At 42.3% G+C, this 23,980-nt stretch carries 14 protein-coding genes and 1 tRNA gene; 12 read left to right on the top strand and 3 right to left on the bottom strand.

Annotated elements, in window-relative coordinates:
* Positions 1-423 precede the first annotated feature (423 nt).
* A complete protein-coding gene (locus tag BHV72_RS13500; protein ID WP_130056586.1) occupies positions 424-1,509 on the bottom strand; it encodes a DUF4373 domain-containing protein in 1,086 nt (361 codons plus the stop codon).
* 572 nt (positions 1,510-2,081) lie between these two features.
* On the opposite strand from BHV72_RS13500, the gene BHV72_RS13495 reads away from it, so the two are divergent.
* The 10 genes from BHV72_RS13495 (at position 2,082) to BHV72_RS13450 (ending at position 15,191) form a co-directional block, all read left to right on the top strand.
* Positions 2,082-3,209 (top strand): glycosyltransferase family protein, encoded by a 1,128-nt coding sequence (locus BHV72_RS13495; RefSeq protein ID WP_022042212.1) that lies wholly within the window; start codon positions 2,082-2,084, stop codon positions 3,207-3,209.
* A 52-nt stretch (positions 3,210-3,261) separates the two neighbouring features.
* Entirely contained in the window at positions 3,262-4,467 is a 1,206-nt protein-coding gene (locus tag BHV72_RS13490) for a glycosyltransferase (RefSeq protein ID WP_005680704.1), read from the top strand.
* Positions 4,464-5,918 carry a lipopolysaccharide biosynthesis protein gene (locus BHV72_RS13485; RefSeq protein WP_286856158.1) on the top strand — a complete coding sequence of 485 codons (1,455 nt, stop codon included), beginning with the start codon at positions 4,464-4,466 and terminating at the stop codon, positions 5,916-5,918. The genes BHV72_RS13490 and BHV72_RS13485 overlap by 4 nt, the downstream gene beginning before the upstream one ends.
* A gap of 39 nt (positions 5,919-5,957) precedes the next feature.
* The gene (locus tag BHV72_RS13480) at positions 5,958-7,088 is read left to right on the top strand and encodes a glycosyltransferase family protein (RefSeq protein ID WP_005676369.1); all 1,131 of its coding nucleotides are present in this window, start codon (positions 5,958-5,960) and stop codon (positions 7,086-7,088) included.
* Positions 7,089-7,118: 30 nt separating this feature from the next.
* Entirely contained in the window at positions 7,119-8,276 is a 1,158-nt protein-coding gene (locus BHV72_RS13475) for a glycosyltransferase family 4 protein (RefSeq protein ID WP_005680701.1), read from the top strand.
* A 2-nt stretch (positions 8,277-8,278) separates the two neighbouring features.
* Entirely contained in the window at positions 8,279-9,136 is an 858-nt protein-coding gene (locus BHV72_RS13470; RefSeq protein ID WP_005676371.1) for a glycosyltransferase family 2 protein, read from the top strand.
* 13 nt (positions 9,137-9,149) lie between these two features.
* Positions 9,150-9,929: a class I SAM-dependent methyltransferase gene (locus BHV72_RS13465; protein WP_286856157.1), complete on the top strand. Its 780-nt coding sequence runs from the start codon at positions 9,150-9,152 to the stop codon at positions 9,927-9,929.
* Between the two features lie 151 nt (positions 9,930-10,080).
* Positions 10,081-11,295 (top strand): glycosyltransferase family 2 protein, encoded by a 1,215-nt coding sequence (locus BHV72_RS13460; protein WP_122295553.1) that lies wholly within the window; start codon positions 10,081-10,083, stop codon positions 11,293-11,295.
* A gap of 68 nt (positions 11,296-11,363) precedes the next feature.
* The gene (locus tag BHV72_RS13455) at positions 11,364-14,066 is read left to right on the top strand and encodes a hybrid sensor histidine kinase/response regulator (protein ID WP_122295560.1); all 2,703 of its coding nucleotides are present in this window, start codon (positions 11,364-11,366) and stop codon (positions 14,064-14,066) included.
* Between the two features lie 21 nt (positions 14,067-14,087).
* Positions 14,088-15,191, top strand: coding sequence for an endonuclease/exonuclease/phosphatase family protein (locus tag BHV72_RS13450; protein WP_286856156.1), 1,104 nt, complete (start codon positions 14,088-14,090; stop codon positions 15,189-15,191).
* A 101-nt stretch (positions 15,192-15,292) separates the two neighbouring features.
* Here the strand turns inward: BHV72_RS13450 and BHV72_RS13445 are convergent, their stop codons facing one another.
* Positions 15,293-18,598, bottom strand: a complete 3,306-nt coding sequence (locus BHV72_RS13445) for a TonB-dependent receptor (RefSeq protein ID WP_055170393.1) — start codon at positions 18,596-18,598, stop codon at positions 15,293-15,295.
* A 215-nt stretch (positions 18,599-18,813) separates the two neighbouring features.
* Positions 18,814-20,505 (bottom strand): energy-dependent translational throttle protein EttA, encoded by a 1,692-nt coding sequence (ettA, locus tag BHV72_RS13440; RefSeq protein ID WP_286856155.1) that lies wholly within the window; start codon positions 20,503-20,505, stop codon positions 18,814-18,816.
* Between the two features lie 121 nt (positions 20,506-20,626).
* On the opposite strand from ettA, the gene BHV72_RS13435 reads away from it, so the two are divergent.
* Both BHV72_RS13435 and BHV72_RS13425 read left to right on the top strand, forming a co-directional pair.
* Positions 20,627-20,699 (top strand) — tRNA-Lys (locus BHV72_RS13435).
* A 565-nt stretch (positions 20,700-21,264) separates the two neighbouring features.
* Positions 21,265-23,979, top strand: a complete 2,715-nt coding sequence (locus tag BHV72_RS13425) for a hypothetical protein (protein WP_286856154.1) — start codon at positions 21,265-21,267, stop codon at positions 23,977-23,979.
* Position 23,980: the final 1 nt, after the last annotated feature.

Raw genomic sequence — 23,980 nt, 5'->3', positions numbered from 1 at the left:
AATACCAAAATAAAGAGATAAAGAGCATTTCCTTTTTAATACAATATGTCAAAGAACACTTGATGCTTACTTTTTACACAACCTCCGGGAAGGAGGAGTACCCGTAGGGGGAGGTGGTAGGTGAATGCATAAATCGTTTATTATCAGCATTGTGTATCCACCTACCACCCCGGCTTTCAGCCACCCCTCCTTCCCCGAAGGAGGGGAATGGGAATACTATCGACTAGGAGGCAAGCATCCAAAAGAGGTAGGGACGGAGGACGATGCAAAGTGTGAGCGGAGGACTATCGCGGAGCTATCACGAAGCGTGGGCGAAGCTATCGCGAAGCGTGGGCAAAGCCAATGTGCAACGTGGGCAAAGCCAGTGCAAAGCGTGAGTTAAACAGGTGTGATCCCCCTCCTCACGTCCGTTGACAGCCGGGGTTAATGTCCCCACTTCTTCCGCACATCGTCCCACACTGCGGCTGCATCCGGACGCAGCGGTGCATCGTCCGGGATAAGGTGTCCCAGGTACATCCTCCGACCGTTTGAAAGAGTTTCAAAACGATTGTCGGCTGTGCTTCCCGCCTTCTGAAGTACCGACAATAACGTTTCACGCAACATCCGGCAGGTAGTAGACCCCGGTGCGACATAGTTGGAAAAATAACGTCGGACATCCTCAAGAAACAGCAATTCACCTCCTTTTCCGTAGAGCAGAATATGCTGTTTGAAAAGTTCGATAACCTGCTGCTGATGCTCGAGAAACAGCTTCCCCAGTCCCGAGTGCTGACCTGCCAACTCCATGTACGACCGGGAAGCGGCAAGCTGATCCACCAACTTCTCCCACGGAAGTACTCGCTGCAACGGAATCTCTCCGGCTTCGTCCACCGAAACAATCTTCATCCCGCCAACAGCCTTTTTACTCGCAGCAACCGCTTTTCGACCTTCAACAGATGCCTTGTACCTCTCAGCAGCCACTTTCTTACCCTCAGCAGCCACCTTCCCACTCGTAGCAGCAGCAACAGCAGCATCTCCCGGCACCTCGCCCGCTGTATTGCTGCTGTTGTTCACAACAGGAACAATACTCTTGTTCTCTTCTCCTCTCTTCTCTTGGGTTTCATTCGGTTTTCCGCCTTTGCCGGCGGGCGTTTCAGCGCGTTTTTTAGTCTTTCTCGGACGACCGCCTTTTTTGCCGTTTTCGGCATTTATCCGCCATTTTTCCTCCAATGTTTTCATCACCCTGTCCAGATAAGGAGCGCGAAACATTTGGCGTTCCTCATCCACCTCAAAAAGATCGAACTCGCGGAGTATCCTCCCTATCAAATCCACATCCACATCATAGCGTTTGGCCAAGGCCTTCAACGGCAGCGGTCTGCATGACGCTTCGTAATTGTCCTTCGTGCGCAAATGCAACAGCAACATCACATAAACTCCGAGAGCGTTTGCCGCTCCCAACTCCAACATCATACCGGCAATATTGTCGTCATTCAACAAATTTACCTCCAAATTAAAATACTGATCTTTCTTCATTATCGTAGTTATTTACCTATATTTCAGCTTCTAACAGAAACGGAGGCAAAGGTGAATATTTTTTTTTATTCCGTATGTCGCATAAACGCAACACAACATATCTTTTTTTATCAGAACTTTGCACCATTAATTCTAATTATTTATACAGACAATGAAACAAAAACGTAACTACACGCTAACGGAGCAAGAAGAGAACAAAATAGTAAATCAGATTTATAACAAAAAAATTTTGTTAATAAAGAAATTACTTGAGACGTGCCATTTGACCGTCATGGACTTATGTGTACATCTTAATATCGACACATCTACTTTCCACCGTTGGTTCCAACCGAATCCCTGTATCATCAGTGCCCTCAAATACACACAAGTCTGTGTCTTCTTTGGACAATATATAAAAGAGAAAAAAATCCCTCTTACGAAAGAAATTATCAAGCTGATAGAAGAAACAGAACCGTTCAGCATTTTTTTATTGTCCGTTTCATAGCAATTTTGGCATGAAAAAAGAGAGAGTTATCATATCTTTTCATACCTTTGTAGCACAGCAAAGCGAATCAATATCAAAAGAGAAAAACATGAATGACAGTGAAGATACAAGCGGTTCGTCGATAACAGCGCTCATCGTCTTTAGAGAAAACGGAGATGCGGGCAATCTGTTCGTACCTGTATTGTGTGATGCTATCCGAATGACAGGTGTTGACGTGCGATGTTCCACAAAGGAATTCTGGGAGTCGGACAAGACCTATGACATCATCCATTTCCAATGGCCCGAAGAAGTGGTGGGCCGGATGTGCGACGACCCCGGCATCGTCCGCCGGCTGGAAGAACGAATCGCGTTCTTCCGTTCGCGAGGGACACATTTTGTCTATACCCGCCACAATGTGCGTCCCCATTACGCCAACGAAGTTATCGGCCGGGCATACGACATCATCGAATCGCAAAGTGACGTTGTGGTGCACATGGGGCGTTTCAGTCTGGAGGAGTTCGTCGGCAAACATCCCGACAGCCGGAATGCCGTCATCCTGCATCACATCTATCAGTATACTTACCAAGAGGACATCAGCGTAGAGCGTGCACGGCAATACCTGCAACTTCCACAAGAAGCATTTATCGTCACTGCTTTCGGGGAATTCCGAAACTGCGAAGAGATACGTATGGTGTTGGGAGCCTTCCGTTCGTGGAACGAAAAACAAAAGTTACTGTTAGCCCCCCGCCTCTACCCTTTCTCACGGCACAACCATTACGGCGGAAATTTCCTCAAGCGGTGGGCCTCAAAAACCGGATACTACCTGCTCATGTCCTTGCTCAACCGCGTGATGAAGCTACGCGCCGGTGCCAATGACGAACTAATCGACAATTGCGACCTGCCTTACTACATGGCCGCTTCAAATGTCATATTCATTCAACGAAAAGGACAACTCAACTCAGCCAATATCCCGCTTGCCTTCCTCTTTCATAAAGTCGTTATCGGGCCGGATTCCGGGAATATCGGCGAATTATTGAGAAATACGGGTAATCCGGTTTTCCGTTCCGATAAAAAACAGGACATAATCCGAGCACTGAAAGAGGCACGACATCTGTCTGCCCGGGGAAAAGGGGAAGCGAACTACGCGTATGCGATAGGAAACATGGGTATAAACAAAGTTGGGAAACAATACGCCGAACTCTACGAAGAATTGGCAGACAGGCATCAATTCAACTGATTGAGACAAAGAGTTGAGCCCACTATTAACAGTAAAGAATAAAAAAATCCAAATGATAAAGATATGCTTCTATTGTGACTCTATATTCAGTGTTGGAGGAGTACAGCGTATTTTGGCAGTGATAGCCGGAGCAATCTCTGCCAAACACGAAGTGACGATACTGACCCTGGACAAACCGGAACAAGAAGATCTCAATATGTATGAACTGGGACAAAGGAATATTCGTTTCCGCTACATCAGCCTCCCCCCTATCGGAAAATGGGAATATTTGCCCTGCAAAACATACAGCTATTTATACAAAAAAAGAATCATACCACAAATCCCTATCACCTCACAATGGTATGGATATAGCTCATTCCCACACACACAACGGAAAGTTCTCATCGGTGAATTAAACAATGAGAACTACGACATAATCGTTGGAGTGCACGCTTTTCTGTCACTCCAACTGGCCAGTATCCGCCACCGGCTGAAAGCCCGCCGGGTAGTAGGCTGGATGCACACCTCTTTTAACGCTTTCTTTAACACTCCGGGGTTCTATCTATATGAGCAGAAAAATCAGTTCCGACATGAAATGACGAAACTGGACGGAATCATCGTGCTCACCAATTACGACCGCGGACTGTACGAACGAGAGCTGAACCTCTTTCCTATCGCCATATACAACCCCCTTTCGTTGACACCGGAGGGAGAAGGAAGTCCGGCATACAAACGTTTCCTCTCGGTAGGAAGAATGTCACATCTGACAAAAGGTTTTGACATCCTTATTGAAGCGTTTGCTATCTTTGCACGTGACAACAAGGAATGGACACTGGAAATTGTCGGTGAAGGCCCTGAGAAACCTGCATTACTGAAACAAATAGCCCGCCACAAGCTGGAAAACAGGGTAACAATTTCTCCCTTCACCCGACAAATACAAAAACATTACGCCTCGGCAAGCGTATATATACTGAGTTCACGGTGGGAAGGATTCGGGCTCGTCCTGGCAGAAGCCATGAGCCACAGCCTTCCTGTCATAGCCTCCGACCTTCCCTTTGTAAAAGAACTCCTCAAGGAGAAAGACAACCACTTCATGTTTTCAAACGGAAACATAGAAGAACTGGCGGAAGCCATGACTAAAATAACAGAACTTCCCTCGGAACGGTTAATCCAAATGGGAAAAGTATCATTAGAGATAGCCGAATCAATAAAACTGCCCGCCATTATCAAACAGTGGGAAAGTTATCTGGAGTACCTAATTAAAGAAAAAACAAAGTGACGAACAATATTAAACAGCAACTTTTTTCGGGAGTATTCTATACAGCCATAGCCAAATACAGCGGAATCATTATCTCACTGGTTGTGGCCGGTATTCTGGCACGACTGCTTTCGCCGGATGATTTCGGAATAGTGGCCATTGCTACGGTCATCATTTCTTTTTTCGCCATTTTCACAGATATGGGACTGTCTCCCGCCATTATACAGAACAAGACTCTCACCCAAGACGACCTGACCAACATCTACTCGTTCACGTTTTGGACAGGCATAGCGGTCGCTCTGCTCTTTTTTATAGCCTCATGGCCCATTTCCGCCTATTACGACAGCCCTATATTACGCACTCTTTGCCAGTTGTTATCTATCAACCTGTTCTTTGCATCGGTCAATATCGTGCCGGGAGCCTTGTTTTACAAAAACAAGGAGTTCAAATTCATTGCTATCCGCAGCTTTGTCATTCAAATCACCGCCGGCACCGGAGCTGTCATTGCCGCATTGAGCGGAGCGGGACTGTATGCTTTACTCATCACCCCGATCGTGTCGAGCATATTGATTTATATTATCTCATTCCACCGCTATCCCCAACATCTACGCATGACGTTAGGGCTATCATCCATTCGGAAGATCTTCTCTTATTCCGTCTACCAGTTTCTATTCAATGTCATCTGTTATTTCAGCAGGAATTTAGACAAACTGCTGATCGGCAAACATATGGGAATGTCCGACCTCGGATATTACGAGAAGTCCTACCGCCTCATGATGCTTCCCTTGCAGAATATCACACAAGTGGTCACTCCGGTGATGCACCCTATCTTCAGTGATTTTCAGGATGACAAGATGAAACTGGCAACGTCCTACGAACGGATCATCCGCTTCCTCGCCTTCATCGGACTGCCGCTCAGCGTGTTGCTCTTTTTCACTGCGGAAGAAGTGACACTCATTATTTTCGGTAATCAGTGGTTACCCTCCGTAGCTGTATTCCGGATACTGGCGCTTTCGGTAGGAATTCAGATCATATTGTCCTCATCGGGTTCTATCTTTCAGGCAGCAGGTGACACACGGAGCCTTTTCATCTGCGGCCTGTTCTCGTCTACTCTCAATGTGGCGGGAATAGTGCTCGGAATTTTCTACTTCGGCACACTTACAGCAATAGCGGGTTGTATCGTAACGACGTTCACTATCAACTTCGTGCAATGTTATTGGCAGATGTACCGGGTGACTTTCCGGCGGAACCTCCGGCCGTTCGTACGTCAGCTTATTTCTCCGCTTGCTGTAAGCGGATTAATGGTGTTGGCCCTCATTCCCGTGCAGTACGCAATGGAGGGAATGAATATTTTTGTGACAATTATTGCTAAAGGTATTATTAGTTTTATTATCTTTGGAGGATATATACAGGCTACGCACGAATTTGACATTATCGGAAAAGTGCGCGACATGACGAGAAAAGGGAAATAAAAAGACAGAATAAACAATATACAGAGACTTTAAAAACGAATGAAAGCCTTGTTCCTTATCTTCCATGGCTTCGATAAAGCAAATGGAATTAGTAAGAAAATACATTATCAGGTAAAAGCTCTCAAAGAATGTGGAGTGGATGCCCGCTTGTGTTATTATGACATCACCCCTCATTGCGAACGCCGTTTGATGATAGACAACGAAGTCATTGCCGATTTCGGGACAGGAACCACAGCGAAAGTGTGGAAACGCATCTACTACGCCCCCATTATCAAATATGCACGCCGCGAAAAAATAGAATTTGTCTACATCCGGTCGGCCCACAACGCCAACCCTTTCACGCTGCGGCTGGTGAAACATCTGAAAAGTATCGGCGCAAAGGTTGTCATGGAAATACCGACCTACCCGTATGACCAGGAATACATCACCCGGTCTATGAAACTCAGTCTGGCCGTCGACCGTTGCTTCCGCCATTCGTTGGCCAAGATCCTAGACGGTATCGTCACTTTCTCTAATGCCGGCAGGATCTTCGGAGGGAAAACGATACGCATCTCCAACGGAATAGACTTTGACGCTATCCCGCTGAAGCAGAACCGGAACAACACTTCACATGAACTGCACTTAATCGGCGTGGCAGAAGTGCACTACTGGCATGGGTTCGACCGACTGGTTAACGGACTGGCCGAATACTACCGGACAAATCCGGATTACAAAGTCTATTTTCACATCGTAGGACCTCTGACCGGCGAACGCGAACAGGGAGAAATCCTGCCCGTCATCCGCGACAATCATCTGGAGCCTTACGTGATTCTGCACGGACCTCTCCACAGCGAAGAACTGGACGCACAATTTGAAAAAGCAGATTTTGCCATTGGCAGTTTAGGGCGTCACCGGAGTGGCATAGCTCATATTAAAACGCTGAAAAACCGCGAATATGCCGCACGTGGATTAGCGTTCACCTATTCGGAAAATGATGATGATTTCGACTCCGCACCGTATGTATGGAAAGCTCCCGCAGACGAATCACCGGTTGACATCATGGGACTGGTCGAATTTCAACGTGCGCTGACCATGACGCCGCTTGAGATCAGAGAATCCGTCTATCCGCTATCATGGAAGGCGCAAATGCAGAAAGTTATCAAAGAAGCCGGATTCGGATCACTAGAATAGTATTCCCCAATAAATAACAAACAATGGTTGATGAATAAAAAAATTAAAATAGTCTATTGCCTTCCTTCGCTTTATATACCGGGGGGAATGGAACGGGTACTTACCATAAAAGCCAACTATTTTGCCGAGAAACTAGGATATGACATATACATCATCCTGACAGACGGCAAAGGGCTGGAACCTTTTTACGCCTTATCGCCTAAAGTACATTTGATTCATCTGGATATTAATTTCAACGAGCTATGGAACAAACCTCTGTACAAGAAGTTATTCATCTATGCCTGCAAACAGCGTTTATACAAAAAACGCCTCACGAAGTGTTTGTTTGAAATACGGCCGGACATCACCGTATCCATGCTCAGAAGGGAAATTAACTTTATAAACTCTATCCACGACGGCAGCGTGAAAATAGGAGAAATCCATGTCAACAAGTCGAATTTCAGAGATCTTGCAGAAGCCAAAAATACCGGATTCATCAAAAGCAGACTTTCCAGACTTTGGATGAAGCAGTTGGATCGGCAAGTAAAACAATTGTCTAAGTTTATTATCCTGACGGAAGAGGACCGGAAGAATTTCTCATCTTATCTGGATAATACCACCGTCATCTACAACCCGCTGCCTTTCTATCCGGAGCAAACGTCGGACTGCACGGCTAAGGAGGTTATTGCAGTAGGGAGATATGCGTACCAAAAAGGATTCGACTTATTAATAGAAACATGGAGAATCGTAGCCCAAAAGCATCCTGATTGGAATTTAAGAATATATGGCGGAGGAGACAGGAGCGATTTTCTTGCCCTAAAAGACAAATATCACTTGGATACGCTTTATCTTGAGGAGCAAACACCCGACATTATCCGGAACTATTGCCGGAGTTCTATCTTTGTGCTTTCCTCGCGCTATGAGGGATTCGGAATGGTCATTACCGAAGCGATGTCGTGCGGTGTTCCCCCTGTTTCTTTCACTTGCCCGTGCGGGCCACGCGACATTATTGACGACGGTAAGAATGGCTTGCTGGTAGAAAACGGAAATATAGAAATGCTGGCAGAAAAGATATGTTACTTGATAGAGAATGACGAAATACGCCGGAAAATGGGACAACAAGCCCGAATTGACGTGGAACGTTTCAAGATAGAGCAGATTGCCGAACAATGGAAACAGTTGTTTGAAAGCCTCACTTTAAAGAATTGATTATGAAATGGTATTCGAAATATTTGCAGGTTTACGAGCAGCCATTTGCTTCGGCACCGCCGGAGGTGGTCGGTTTTGTGAAGAAAAAGTTGCGGAAGTTATCCGAAAACAAGCAACCGCTGGCTTCGGTTGTTCTCATTTGCCATAACGAGGAAACGCGTTTGTTGAGTTGTTTGTGGTCGCTTTGCGACAATGAATGTGATTTCCCGATAGAAATCTTAGCGGTCAACAACAACTCCACAGACCGCACGGAAGCGGTGATGCAACAGCTGGGAGTGACTTATTTCAATGAAACCAAGAAGGGCCCCGGACACGCCCGCCAATGCGGACTTAATCAGGCTAAAGGAAAGTATCATATCTGCATCGATACTGATACGATATATCCTTCCCGTTATATAAAGACGCACGTAAAGCAACTGATGAAGCCGGGAGTGGCTTGCACGTTCAGCCTGTGGAGTTTTATTCCCGATGAACGCCATTCCGCCACGGGACTGTGGTGGTACGAAGCATTGAGGGATCTTCATTTGCGTATTCAGTCGATACAGCGTCCGGAACTTTGTGTACGGGGAATGACATTCGGGTTTAACACCGAGCTGGGCAGAAAATTCGGTTTCCGGACAGATATTATCCGGGGCGAGGACGGGTCACTGGCTTTGGCAATGAAGCCTTATGGAAAATTGGTCTTTATCCATTCCGGAAAAGCCAGGGTCATGACAGGATATGGCACTCTAAATAACGACGGTTCGCTCTTTAATAGTTTCAAAACGAGACTAGTCAAAGCGTTCAAAGGAGCAGGCAGTATGTTTACCAGGAAAAATGAATATAAAGACGAAGATAATAATCTGATAAAAAACAAATAAAACAAATGCTATTATGATAACGCGTACTCCTTACGATAGAGATAACCTGAAAATAGGCAAGAAAGACAAGGTGTTGGAAGTGGGGCCGGGACACAGCCCTACGTTTCGTTCAAACGTGCTTGTGGACTTATTTGTAGACTCTAACTACCATAGATGCGGGAATCTGAAGATTTATCCACATCAGCAGTTTATTAATGCGAACGGAGAAGCTCTCCCCTTTAAAGATAAAGAATTTGATTATGTTATTTGTAACCTGGTACTTGAGCACGCGGAAAATCCTGCCGAGTTCATCCGCGAACAATGCAGAGTTGCCAAAAGGGGGTATATGGAAACGCCCAGTCTGCTGGGAGAATTTCTTTTCCCCAAGAAATCACATAAATGGATTATTCTCCACCTGGACAACAAACTGATTCTTTTTGAGAAGTCGAGAATGCCGGGAAACTATGAAAATAATTATGGTGAATTATTTCTCAATTATCTTCCTTATCAATCACTGACCTATAAATTGTTATGGCTCACCGAAGGAGACTTGATGCTGAACCGGTGTGAATGGAAAGATGATATAGAATTTATTATCAACCCGACCGATGAGAAGTATACTGCTTTCTTCACCCAACCGTGGAGCCGACAAATGGTAGAACAGATGTATCCACGCAGAAGTGCAATAAAAGAGATACAAAAGATATGGAATGCTTTCTTTTATATCATAAAAAACAAGGTTAAATATAAGATTCATGGACATACTCCAATCAGTTTGGAAGAATATATGAGGCTTAAAGAAGAAAATAAGTAATATACTGTCTCTATGGCTCTTCTTCTAATTTTAAGTGGTAAAGTGAATTAGTAAAACCCCGGAAAAGAAGGAGGAACTGAAAAAACGAATCAAATAAACGGTTGGCAAAAGGCGAATATAAACGATACGAAAAACAAATAATAATATAGTTATGAACGGAAGTCTTACTCTTTGTCTCGAAGTTATTTTCTGGTTTGCCCTGTTCGTCGTGTTCTACACGTATCTGGGCTACGGAATCGTGCTCTATATTCTCGTCAAACTGAAAGAGCTTTTCGTGAAACCGGTGAAATACTCATTACCTGCATCGAACGATGAATTGCCGGAAGTGACACTGTTCATCACTGCTTTCAACGAGGAAGATGTAGTGGACGAGAAAATGGAGAATAGCCTGGACCTGGATTATCCGGCGGATAAGTTGCGCATTGTTTGGGTGACGGACGGCAGTGATGACGGAACGAACGAGCGTTTGCAAACTCGCTGGGCAGGAAAGGCAACGGTGCACTTCCAACCGCTACGGCAAGGCAAGACGGCTGCCATGACACGCGGCATGACACTGGTTGACACCCCGTTGGTGGTCTTTACGGATGCGAACACAATGGTGAACCGGGAGGCAATCCGGGAGATTGTGCTTGCTTTCCGGAATCCGAAAGTGGGCTGCGTGGCAGGTGAAAAACGGATTGCCGTGCAAGCGAAGGACGGGGCGGCAGCCGGTGGCGAAGGTATTTACTGGAAATATGAATCAACGTTGAAGGCGCTTGATGCACGGTTGTATTCGGCGGTGGGAGCTGCGGGAGAGCTGTTTGCCGTGCGGCGGGAATTGTTTGAGACAATGGAGCCGGACACGTTGCTTGATGATTTCATCCTTTCACTGCGTATCACGATGAAGGGGTATATCATTGCTTATTGTACGAATGCTTACGCCATTGAAAACGGTTCGGCCGATATGCGCGAGGAGGAAAAACGGAAGGTGCGTATCGCTGCCGGAGGATTGCAGTCAATCCGCAGGCTTCGCCCATTGCTGAACCCTTTCCGCTACGGGGTACTTAGTTTTCAGTACACGTCGCACCGGGTGTTGAGGTGGTCTGTCACGCCTTTTCTATTGTTCGCACTTCTCCCGCTGAATGTTGCGATTTTGCTGACGGGCGGCTCGCCTGTGTTCTACGGCGTCCTGTTCGTGTTACAGGTGTTTTTCTACGGACTGGGATACTGGGGATATTATCTGTCTACCAGACAGATAAAGAATAAATTGCTGTTTATCCCCTATTACTTCCTCTTTATGAATATAAATGTCTTGAGAGGAATCCGCTATCTGAAGAAGAAAAGAGGGAGCGGGACTTGGGAAAAAGCGAAGCGGGCAGAAAAATAAAAACAAATAATCAAATCTTTTGTTATCTTTGTAAGATGCAATAGTCTTAATCATCTAATCGAATGGACATGAACAGAACATTACATGATACAAATAACGCGCAAAGGATATTGAAACTGACAGCCGATACAATGTTGTTGGTCGACAAGAATGGTGTTTGCATAGACATTGATCCTCATTGTGACCTATGGTTCTTACAGGATGAGATACTTCTAGGAAAAAACATATTTGAACTCCTGCCCGAATATACGCGGGAAAGGGTTGTTCCTGTCTTCCAATCGGTACTTGAAGGGAAAAAGAGCGTCAGTAAAAACTTCAAACTGGTACTAAAGGAAGATGTTTATTATTTTAAATGTATCATGCATCCTTATGATGACATGGTGCTCTGCCAGTATCGCGACATCACCCAAAGAAGCAACGTGAAACGCCAACTGGAACAAGCGAACCGAACGCTGCGAGAGATACAGAAAGTGGCGCAAATCGGTCAGTGGGTGTACAATACGAATGAAAACGTTTTTCATTATCTGGGACATACCGGCGTGTTGTGCGAAGAAACGGTACGAAGCATTTCTTTCGAGAAATACAGGGAGTATATCGTTGAAGAAGACCGGCAGACGTTTATCAACTGGAAACTTAGAAATCTGGAGAGGTTCAATACGGACAGTATCAGCTACCGCGTACAGGTGAACGGAGAGATATATTATATGCGTATCCAGGCTTATCTGCGTGAGGAACTCCCGGACGGCAGCCTTACGATCGAGGGATATATCCAGAATATCACCGATATCCAGCGCCGCAGAAACGATATCAATACGCTGACGCACGCTATCAACAACGCCAAGGAGAGTATCTTTGCCGCCAGAGAGGACGGTACGATCATCTTTGCCAACCGGCGTTTTCTCCACAATCACGGGATTTGCGAGAATGTGGATATCTGTAAACTGAAAATTTATGATATTGCCGCAGATATGCCTACGCAGAAAGCGTGGAACGAACGTTGTAAGGACATCATGCACGGCGGAAGCAGCAATTTTATCGCTCATCATCCTTCGAAAATCAACAGGGATATTCTGGCATACGAAGGCACAATGTATAATGTGACCAATGATTCCGGAGAAGAAAGTTACTGGTCGTTTGCACATGATATTTCCGAACGAATCCGGTATGAGGCGCAAATCAAGCGACTCAACTTGATTATGGATACTACTATCAATAATCTGCCTGCGGGAATTGTGGTGAAGGAGATCAATAATGATTTCCGGTATCTCTACCGTAACCGTGAGTCGTACAACCGTGATCTCTGCGTCGGTGAGTCGATCGGAAAGAATGACTTTGACTATTATCCGCCCATAGTGGCCGATAAAAAGAGACAGGAGGATATACAAGTGGCAACCACCGGAAAGGGATTGCATTGGACGACCGAGGGGAGGGATAAAAACGGTAACCGGATTATCCTCGACAAACGGAAAATCCGGGTGGACGGGGATGAATTGTCCTCTCCTATCATCGTCAGCATCGAATGGGATATCACGGAACTGGAGATGATCAAACGTGAACTTCAATCGTCAAAAGAGAAAGCGGAAATGTCCGACAAGCTAAAATCGGCTTTCCTCGCCAACATGAGTCACGAGATTCGTACTCCTTTGAACGCCATTGTCGGCTTCTCGCAACTTATCGCCGAAAGTAATGATGAGGAGGAAAGGAAGACGTATTATGGTATCGTTGAGTCTAATAATGGTCGCCTGCTGGATCTTATCAACGAGATTCTTGATCTTTCGAAAATTGAATCGGGAATTATCGAATTTACCATAGGACCTACAAGCCTGCACAACTTATGCAGGGAAGTACACGACGCTCATATTTTCCGTATGCCGGTAGGCGTGAGCCTCGTTCACGAGCCTTCGGACGAAAGTCTGATGATTGAAACGGACAAGAATCGGGTGTTCCAGGTGATTTCTAATTTGATTGGCAATGCCGCCAAATTCACGAAAGAAGGGAGCATTAGTTATGGATACAAACGGGTCGGCGACCAAATCGTTTTTCATGTGACCGACACGGGCACAGGCATCGAACCGGAAAAGGTGGGACGTGTGTTCGAACGTTTTGCCAAGCTGAATAATCATGCGCAGGGCACGGGATTGGGATTGTCTATCTGTAAGTCGATCGTTGAACGACTGGGTGGAAAGATTACCGTCAACTCTGAATTTGGAGTAGGAACGACGTTTAATTTTACGTTGCCTTATAATATTATAAAGAAGGTTGCGGACACAACAGAAGGTATGCAATCTTCACTGTCTTCGCAGTCCTCACAACTTTCGCAGTCTTCTCAACCTTCTGACCTGACTGAACAACCCTCCAATGAAACACCACAGGAACAAATTCCTGAGAAACAAGCCTGCATCTTGATTGCCGAAGACACGGACAGTAACTATGATTTGCTGAATGCTATCCTTGGCAAGAATTATCGGTTGGTTCATGCACACGACGGTATGGAAGCCGTCATAATGTATGATGAAGTGAAACCTGACCTCATCTTAATGGATATCAAAATGCCGAATCTGGACGGACTGGAAGCTACGAAAATCATTCGCGAACTGTCTGCCACCGTTCCTATTGTTGTTCAAAGTGCATACGCTTATCCGCAAGACCAGAAAGCTGCCAAAGAAGCGGGATGTAGTGATTTCATATCCAAGCCGATCGTGCAGTCGGAATTGAAAAAAATGCTCAATAAATGGCTGTCTCCAGAATTAAATAATAAAATACAAGAGTGATATAAACATAACCAAGGAAAGATGAAAGCCTTTTATAGACTATTTTACTACATCTCTATTCTTTTATCGTGTATCCTGGCGGGTGTCACAATAGCAGGAGCATTTAACGGTACTGCTTCACCGGACAGTTTCAAGTTTATGCCTTTTATCGGTTTGGGACTACCGATACTTTTGTTGGTCAATCTGGCGTCTGCTGTTTATTGGACGATTCGTTGGCGATGCTGGGTTTTCATTCCGCTAATTGCCATATTCAGTAATTGGGGTTACATCAACTGTGTTCTCCAATTCCCGCTTCTCGATCCGGCTTCCAAACCGACAGTCAAAGTTAACGCATATACTCCCGGAGTGTTGACCGTAGCCACTTACAACGTTGACGGATTCAACCGCGAACACACCGGGTATTCATGTAAGGAGATCGCTGCACAGATGAGAAATCTGAAAGCGGACATTCTCTGTTTTCAAGAGTTCGGTATTGATGATGAGTTTGGCGTCGACAGTCTATGTACTGCGTTGTCTGACTGGCCTTATCATTATATTCCTTCTTCTCCCGAAGGACAACATCTTTTACAACTTGCTGTTTTCAGCCGTTATTCTATCAAAAAGGAGCATCTGATTATTTATCCCAACTCCGGTAATTGTAGTCTCTGGTGTGATATTGAAGTCAACGGTCGTATGATCCGTCTGTTTAATAATCACCTGCAAACTACGGAAGTGAGCCGCAATAAGCGCAAACTGGAAAAAGAACTTCGCCAAGACAACTCTCAAAGAGCCAAACGTGCCGCCCTTACGCTCGCCGACGGCCTGCATGAGAACTTCCGGAAACGTGCAGTACAAGCTAATCTTATCAATCAACTGGTGTCTGCCTCCCCCTATCCTACTCTTGTCTGCGGTGACTTCAACTCACTCCCTTCTTCTTACGTTTACCACACCGTGAAAGGTGATAAATTGCAAGACGGCTTTCAGACCGGCGGACACGGATATATGTATACTTTCAAATATTTTAAGCACCTGTTGAGAATTGACTATATTCTTCACTCGCCCGAACTGAAAGGTTTGGATTATTTCTCACCGGACTGGGAATATAGTGATCATAATCCGGTGGAAAGATACAAAATCTTTAGGTAATAACAAAGCCCCAGCTTGTGAAAGTTGGGGCTTTGTGCTTAAAAAAAAGAAGGTGCGCATTTTGACACACCTCCTTTAATTTTCAGTTATACTATATTGTCTTAATTGAAAATATAACGTACACTAAACTGTACTGAATAAGTAGATTTAAAACTTTGGAAATCACGATAAGTGCTTGTCAATGTCTCACCTGCATTCTTATTCATAGTAAATTCTCCGTTTTTATATTGCAACAAGCTCGAATTGATTACCTGCTTATAAAGTCCCCAACTGTTGTTCAATAAGTTAGGAAGGTTTTTAATATCAACTCCTACTTGCAGCAAGTTACGCTTTCCACCAACATTCAAATAGAAATCTTGATTCAATTTAAAATCAACTTGATGATGCCATGGCATAACAGCTCCACCTCTCTCGGCATACTTACCTTTGCGATTCTTCAGGTATTTATCTTGGTTAATATAATTCCAGAAATCATCTCTTTGCTCCTTAGCCGGATAAGAAGCAGCATCACTAAACTTCCAGCTATCCAATTCTTCACGTGTTGCAGGAATATACAATAAACTATTAGCGCCTGCATCACCAACAACATTACTAGAGAAAGTATACGAGTAGCGGCTATATCCCCATGACCCGGAATATCCCATCTGCATTCCTTCATACAACAAAGAAACGCTAGTAGCAAAATGCTTTCCATATTCCTTTTTATAACCGATTGTAGCCAAGATACGATCAGGAGCTACATAGGTACCATAACCCAATTCATGTTCATTGATACCATTTACCGAATAAGTATTAGTCTTATAGGCAGAAGTTACCTGGTCACCAATACCATCACTATATGAACGAGATTTTGAATGTGTATAAGCAAATGATAAATCTAAACCAAAATCAAAGCTCTTACGCAATTGCGCTGAAATAGAATAGTAATAAGCACCCTTTTTCCAGTTCTCTAAAAGATAAACATTCCGACCGCTGTTATATATCTTATAAGTATCACGAACATCATTGGGAGAAAGAGTCAATTTTGCCTCTTGCAATTCATAACCGCGGTTAGTTATCACAACCGGATTATAATCACGGCTATAAATTCCTTCCAAAGTAAAGTTAACATCTCCCGGCAATCTCATATCAAGAGCTAATGAGGTCTTCCAAGTAGAAGGCATCTTCAAATCTTTATCAATAATTGTCGGATCTTTAGGAAGCTCTACTTTTGAATGCGTCTGACCACCATACAAGTCCTTCAAAATCTCATCACGATTTGCATGGAAATGAGGTTTATATTGGGCAGTAGCAGCATCCGTATAATAATAGGTAGTTTGTCCCACGCCTGAATTTCCGACAGCAGAAATCAACCAAACGAAAGGCATACGTCCAACAAACAAACCTGTACCACCACGAAGTACATACTTACGATCTCCTGTTATATCCCAATTAAAACCAACACGTGGAGATACTGATACTTTCGCACCCGGAAGTTGGTCTGTTGAATAATGCTGACCTCCAAAATCTAATTTGGCAAATTCTTCATTATAATTATTCTTTAAAGAAGGGTAAGTCGGTAGTTCAAAACGAAGTCCACCTGTTACTTTAAAGTTTTCTGAAACAGAAACCTCATCTTGCAAATATAAAGAATATTGTTGGAATTTCAATTCTGCAAGGAATTGAGACATATCAGGTGAATTTGAATGGGTTATAGCAAAGGCCTTCGGAGTCTCATCATTTACAAAATCACTCCAACTTGAATAAACATAGTAACCAGCACCTCCCAGCATATAACCATTAATAGCCTTTGTATGCTCATATTGGAAACCGGCCATGAACTTATTAATACCTACGTTCCAGTTAAACTCATCTGTAATGGTGAATACTTTTGTCTGACGCAGATTACCCGCAGTAAAAAGGTCTGCACCAAAATTGGCATATACAGCACCATCCTGCAAAATATCAACTGTTGGGAAAAGAGGACCATCAAACGAACGAGGCTCATCTTGATAAGAATATGCAAAACGTAGCATATTATTCATTGCTCCTTGAGCCATACGAGAGTTCCATTCACCTGCAACAGAAGTAAAATCACGCACTTGATAATAGTTGGAATTCGAAAAGCTAAGCGCATATTTAGAAGTACGTCCCTGTCCAGGAGCAATGGTACCAACAGGTTTACCATCTATGACTTCAGTGGATGTTCCTCCCGGATAAAGAGCTGATGTAGATAATGGACTGACTGAACTGGTAGGGAAGTTAGAATCTTTGGTATGTGTCTTGGTAAAACGGAAACTAACTTTATTGTTTTGATTAGCATTCCAGTCAACACGTGCCATAACACGATAAGCAGGGGTATCCGTTGAATAGTCATTATACTTTCCCGGATCAAAATTATATTTGTTTAGTAAGAAACCACGCATATCATCCATGTCACTTTGGAGAGGGCGATGTATATTACCACCACTATAGCTTTCTCCAAGTGCAGTACGAGGACGATAGTTTGATCCCGCTGTTACATTATCTTCATATTCTCCATTTACAAAGAAGAATAATTTATCTTTTATAATCGGACCACCGAAGCTTGCACCATAAGTATAATATTGAGCTTTGGAACGTAAAAGTTCATAATCATCAACTTTACTTCCTTTTAGATTCTCATTATTAAAATACATATAAGCAGTTCCACGAAATTGGTTATCTCCCGAACGAGTTACTGCATTAATTGCACCTCCTGTAAAACCGCTCTGACGAACATCAAACGGGGTTACAGCTACTGTAACCTGTTCCAAAGCATCCAAAGAAATTGGAGAGCCGTTAGCCGGAAGATTACCTCCCAACCCGAATGTATTGTTGAAAGCAGCACCGTCAACTGTCACAAATGATTGGCGATAATTGCCACCACCGACTGCAAAACCATTACCAACATCAGCACCTTGTGGAGAAAGACGCATAATATCGCTAATACTACGGGAAATAGTTGGGGTGTTACTAATCATATCACGATTAGCATTCATAATAGCACCTGCCCTATCAGACTTCATGTTACTTTCTTTAGAAGCAGTCACCACCACTTCGTCCAACAGTTCAGAACTCTCTTTTAAAGAAACATTTAAAACATAATTCTCTCCTAATAAAAGATTGATTCCTTTGTAAATAGCTGTCTGATAACCGACATAAGAAATTTCTACCTTGTATGGTCCACCAGTACGCATACCTTGCAAATTGAATTGACCACTAACATTAGTCACAGTTCCATACCGAGTTCCTGAAGGCTCGTGAATGGCAACAATAGTTGCTCCGATAATCGGTTCATCTTGTGCTGTCACTTTACCACTCATAGTGGCTGTGGTAACCTGTGCACTCATTGTGACTGTCATTAGCAACATTACTAGCACCAAAAAAGACCGCGTTCTTTTTAACATAATGTAATTGATTAGTTTATACTAATTGTTTGCTTTTAAAAACTGTGCACAAATATAATTAATATTATTTAGACTTACGTTACAATTATACTACAAAATTTTAAGAGAGATAAACGTTTTATTGCGTTATAAAACAAGAAAGGCTCTACATAACTTGCAGAGCCTTTTATTTTGAAACAGAAAGCATTAGAAATGCTTCAATCTATTATTTTACACTAGTCGGTCATTAACTTTCTATAACGAACACGCTTCGGTTCTTCATTCCCTAAACGCTTCAATTTATTTTCTTCGTACTCCGAATAGGAACCTTCAAAGTAAAACACATTGGAGTCTCCTTCAAAAGCCAGAATGTGTGTACAAATACGATCGAGGAACCAACGGTCGTGTGAAATGACAACTGCACAACCTGCAAAGTCTTCCAGACCTTCTTCCAAAGCACGCAGTGTATTTACGTCGATATCATTGGTAGGCTCATCGAGCAACAACACGTTCCCTTCTTCTTTCAAAGCCATTGCTAGGTGCAAACGATTTCTCTCACCACCGGAGAGCACACCACAAAGTTTTTCCTGATCGGCTCCGGAGAAATTGAAACGAGAAAGATAAGCACGTGCATTAATATCACGTCCGCCCATACGAAGCAAATCATTACCACCGGAAATTACCTGATAAACACTCTTGTTCGGGTCAATGTCTTTATGCTGCTGGTCGACATAGGCTACTTTTACAGTCTCTCCTACTTCAAATTCACCCTTATCTACGGTTTCCAGTCCCATAATCAAACGGAAAAGTGTAGTTTTTCCTGTACCATTCGGACCGATTACGCCGACAATGCCATTCGGGGGAAGCACAAAATTCAAATCGTCAAACAGCAGTTTATCACCGTATGCTTTAGCCACATGTTTAGCTTCGATAACTCTATTACCTAAACGAGGACCATTCGGAATAAAGATTTCCAGTTTTTCCTCCTTCTCTTTCACGTCTTCATTCAACAACTTGTCGTATGAATTAAGGCGGGCTTTCCCTTTTGCCTGACGAGCTTTCGGAGCCATACGAACCCATTCCAACTCGCGCTCCAACGTCTTACGACGTTTGCTCGCAGTTTTTTCCTCCATTTCCATGCGTTTCGTCTTCTGTTCCAGCCAGGAAGAGTAGTTTCCTTTCCATGGAATACCTTCACCACGATCTAGTTCGAGAATCCAGCCGGCAACGTGGTCAAGGAAGTAACGGTCGTGGGTTACGGCAATAACAGTCCCTTCATATTGTTGAAGATGTTGTTCCAACCAATCGATAGATTCTGCATCCAAATGGTTGGTAGGCTCGTCCAGCAACAACACATCCGGTTTCTGCAACAGCAAACGACAAAGAGCTACCCGTCGACGTTCACCTCCGGAAAGATTTGCCACAGACTGATTTTCAGGCGGACAACGAAGTGCGTCCATTGCACGTTCCAGTTTACTATCCAGATTCCATGCATCTGTTGCATCAATAATATCTTGCAATTCGCCTTGACGAGTAAAAAGAGCATCCATTTTATTCTGGTCTTCGTAATACTCCGGCAAACCGAATTTTTGATTGATTTCTTCGTATTCTGTCAGTGCGTCAACAATGGGTTGCACACCTTCCATTACTACTTCTTTTACTGTCTTCGTGTTGTCAAGATAGGGTTCCTGCGCCAAATAACCTACGGAATACCCCGGAGAGAAGACCACTTCTCCCTGATAGGATTTCTCTAAACCTGCGATAATCTTCATTAACGTTGACTTACCGGAACCATTCAGACCAATAATACCGATTTTCGCTCCATAAAAGAATGACAGGTAAATGTCTTTCAACACATTTTTATTTGGAGTGAATGCTTTGCTCACCCCTACCATTGAGAAGATAATTTTTTTATCGTCAGCAGCCATATATTAATAATGTATATTGTTGATAATGGCACAAAGATAAGAAAAATGTTTGAAATCCTTTGGAGTTATAAAAAAATGTTCTACCTTTGCACCCGCATTTCGAAAGAAAGTAACAAGGATTGATTCGCTAGCTCAGCAGGTAGAGCACAACACTTTTAATGTTGGGGTCCTGGGTTCGAGCCCCAGGCGGATCACTGAAACAAGATGAAAAATAAAGTAAATCCCTGATAGTCAATTACTATTGGGGATTTCTTTTTTCCCTCAGTCCACCATTTTAGGCAGATTACGGATCAACGTAAGAATCTGAGGGATTTTCATGGATCAAAGTCATTATCTGAGTGAATCATCAGAAAGTCTGAGTAATACATACGTACTTAATGCCGTTGACATTTTCTCCGTACTCATGAAAGACACTCATACACACGAACAGGCCTTCCACTTCAAGCACAAGAAAAAGAAGAAGCGCAGACATAGATTATAATAAAGTGCAGAACAGGAAATTTAAATAATTACAATTATGCAGAATGAGGATGATTTAAAAAGTTTTCACAAAAAGGCACATATAGTTGCTTACATGAAAGATGCATACATATATTTACTGTTTTTTAGTTCGATTTTCTTAGTTTGAAGAATTTAAATTCCATAATGTCCAAAAGGGACAAACTTTCCTTGGCTTTAACCATTTATTTTATTTAATTTGCACATTACCCAGATGAATCACAAGAATTACAGAAATTATTAATATAAAATAATAGAGTTATGAAATATATCAAATTTTATAATGGAGAAGAGAATGGAATCATCATAGAAAATTCTACATATAATGATTCGATATTCAAAGATCAATACAAACAGGCATTAGATTTATTTCAAGAGATAATGGACAATCCATTAACAAATATAAGCAATATCATTGCTTTTTGTGGAGACCGGGGTGAAGGGAAAACTTCATGTATGACTACTGTCAGGCATATTTTGGATTATGACAATTATGATACTGTTAAAGAAGTTTTAACTGGTCATCAAATTTTCCCTCAAGAACTGGAATTGCTGCCAGTAATCGACCCGGCATTTTTCGACCAAAAACATAATGTGCTGGAATTAGTATTGGGGCAATTGTATGGACAGTTCGAACGATATACTACCGAAAAAACACACTCAGAGCAGGACCCATACAAAAAAAATGAAGTGGTCAAGCACTTCCATAAAACCAAACTATGTATGCGTCATTTGGAAAAAGAAAAAAGAGAACTTTATGATCCATTAGAAGAATTGGATGCTTTATCCGCCGGTATATCACTGAAGAATTATATTCAAGAATTGTTCAAACAATACCTTGATTTCATAAAAAAGAAAAAACTGGTTATTTGCATTGATGACCTTGATTTGAATATGTCCGGTGCATACGAGATGGCAGAACAGGTAAGAAAATATCTTAATAATAAGCATTGTATATTACTCATTTCATTGAAGGTAGACCAGTTGATTGATGCAATCAGTATAAACATTGGAAATGAGCTAAAAACATCTTCCAATACTATAGATATTAACGGGATGGCCTCTAAATATGTGACAAAACTTATTCCATTCGGGAATCGTATTAATATGCCGAAAGTAAGCGATTTCTGCAATAATCCATTATATATTTACGATGAACGTAAAGATCAGGAGACTCAATCCGATAATCCTAACTATAATTCCGTAAAAGAGGCCGTAGTACAATTGATTTTCAGCAAAACACGTTATCTGTTCTACAACAGTAAGGGGAGTATTTCTCCTATTGTACCTAATAACTTGCGTAGTTTGAGACAATTACTTGGTATGTTATACAGACTACCTGATTTTGAAAGTAATGATCTACATATGAGGAATAAGCAACAGTTCAAATCCTACTTTTATCAATCGTGGATACAAAAATTAAACAAAGAGAATCAACAATTTGTATCCAAATTGATAGATAATGAAAACTCCAATTCTATTAATAAAATGGTTGTCTCCTACTTAAGAAATCTTCCAGATCTGAGACAAGAAAATCTGCCGGATTCATTCAAACCAATCTTAAATACAGCCAATTATGCATATAATGTATCTATAGGAGATGTTTTTGTCATTCTGAACTATTTGGAACAAAATAATGTGGACGAACAACTCAAATTCTTAGTATTTTTCCTAAAATCTTTCTATTCCATACGTATGTATGAATATTATGATGTGATATCAGAGCAACAAGGTGAATTACACCCTGAAGAAGATGATAAAAATAGTATTGGTGAAATCTATAAAAGTGACGCTTGGTTTAAACGAACAAACGTATTACAACGATTTGTGAATGGTTCCTACTTCACCTATGAACCAGGAGATATACTTGCCAAGATACAAGGAAAACAGCCAAGAGACTTTAAAGTAATCAAAGGAAAACTATTGATGGATATCTTGAAAAAGAAAATTTCTGAAATCGAAACCGATGCTTCTATTACGGAAGACTCCATAGATGAATTTAAACAGAAATTCAAATTACTGGAGTTCTTCATGCTTACAATCACTCGTTCCATTGAGCAAAAAGAGTTTGAAGCAGGTACATATGCAGATATCAAAAGGACAGATTCTATCCCTTATTATTTGAAACCGTTTAATAAAGAAAAGAACTATTTTGTATTCGATGTTTTGTCTCCTTTCTATAATATGTTAAACATTAAATATACGTATGACCGATTTGATAAAAGTTTATATAATTTTGCCTTAAATCATGAATGGAGCCTATTAAGACAGATGATAGCAGAAGCCACAAAGAATGACGAACCGAAAGTAGAGATAGTGGACTACTGGGAAAAGAGATTAATTTCCGATTCTACGATACGAAATGCAGAAGTCCTGTCTTCCATGATGGAACAGATGAAAAGCATACGTTATAATGTTCGCACTCCTAGTGTGAACAAGGATCGAATCAGTGAATTTTATCAATCTATCATTAGTTCAGAAATGAAGACTTATGATAGAATAGAAAATGATGCATATACAATAAAGTTTGATTTTCTAACTGCGATAAGCAACTTTCTGAAAGAGTGCCCGGAAGATTTGTTTGATTCAATATTTGTATTAGATGACAAAGAAATAGAGAATGATTCTATGATGAATTCGTTTAAAGATTTCCTAGAATCAGTTACATCTGCGATAAAAGGCAGTACAATAATAACCAAAATAAGGGAAAAACAGCCAGAAATATATGGTATAATGCCACGTGCTGAATGGAAAATGTTATTCCCCGTTGACGAAACCAAGAACAAAAGTGATATTATAAAAATTCTAAAGGAAAATCCGATTATCCAGCAATATCTGAAAGATTTAGAAAAAAAACATCGGGATGGTAGCCCTGTAACAGAAACTGTGGCAACTGAAATAATGGTAAATGAGGATTCTATATCTAGTACACCAGAGACAAGCATAACATCAGAAACAGATATCCAAAATTCATAAT

Source organism: Bacteroides sp. 43_46, from assembly GCF_001915455.1.
In the GTDB taxonomy this organism is placed as follows: domain Bacteria; phylum Bacteroidota; class Bacteroidia; order Bacteroidales; family Bacteroidaceae; genus Bacteroides; species Bacteroides caccae.
The sequence above is the reverse complement of the archived record's forward strand: the minus strand, read 5'-3'. Positions and strand labels throughout refer to the sequence as shown.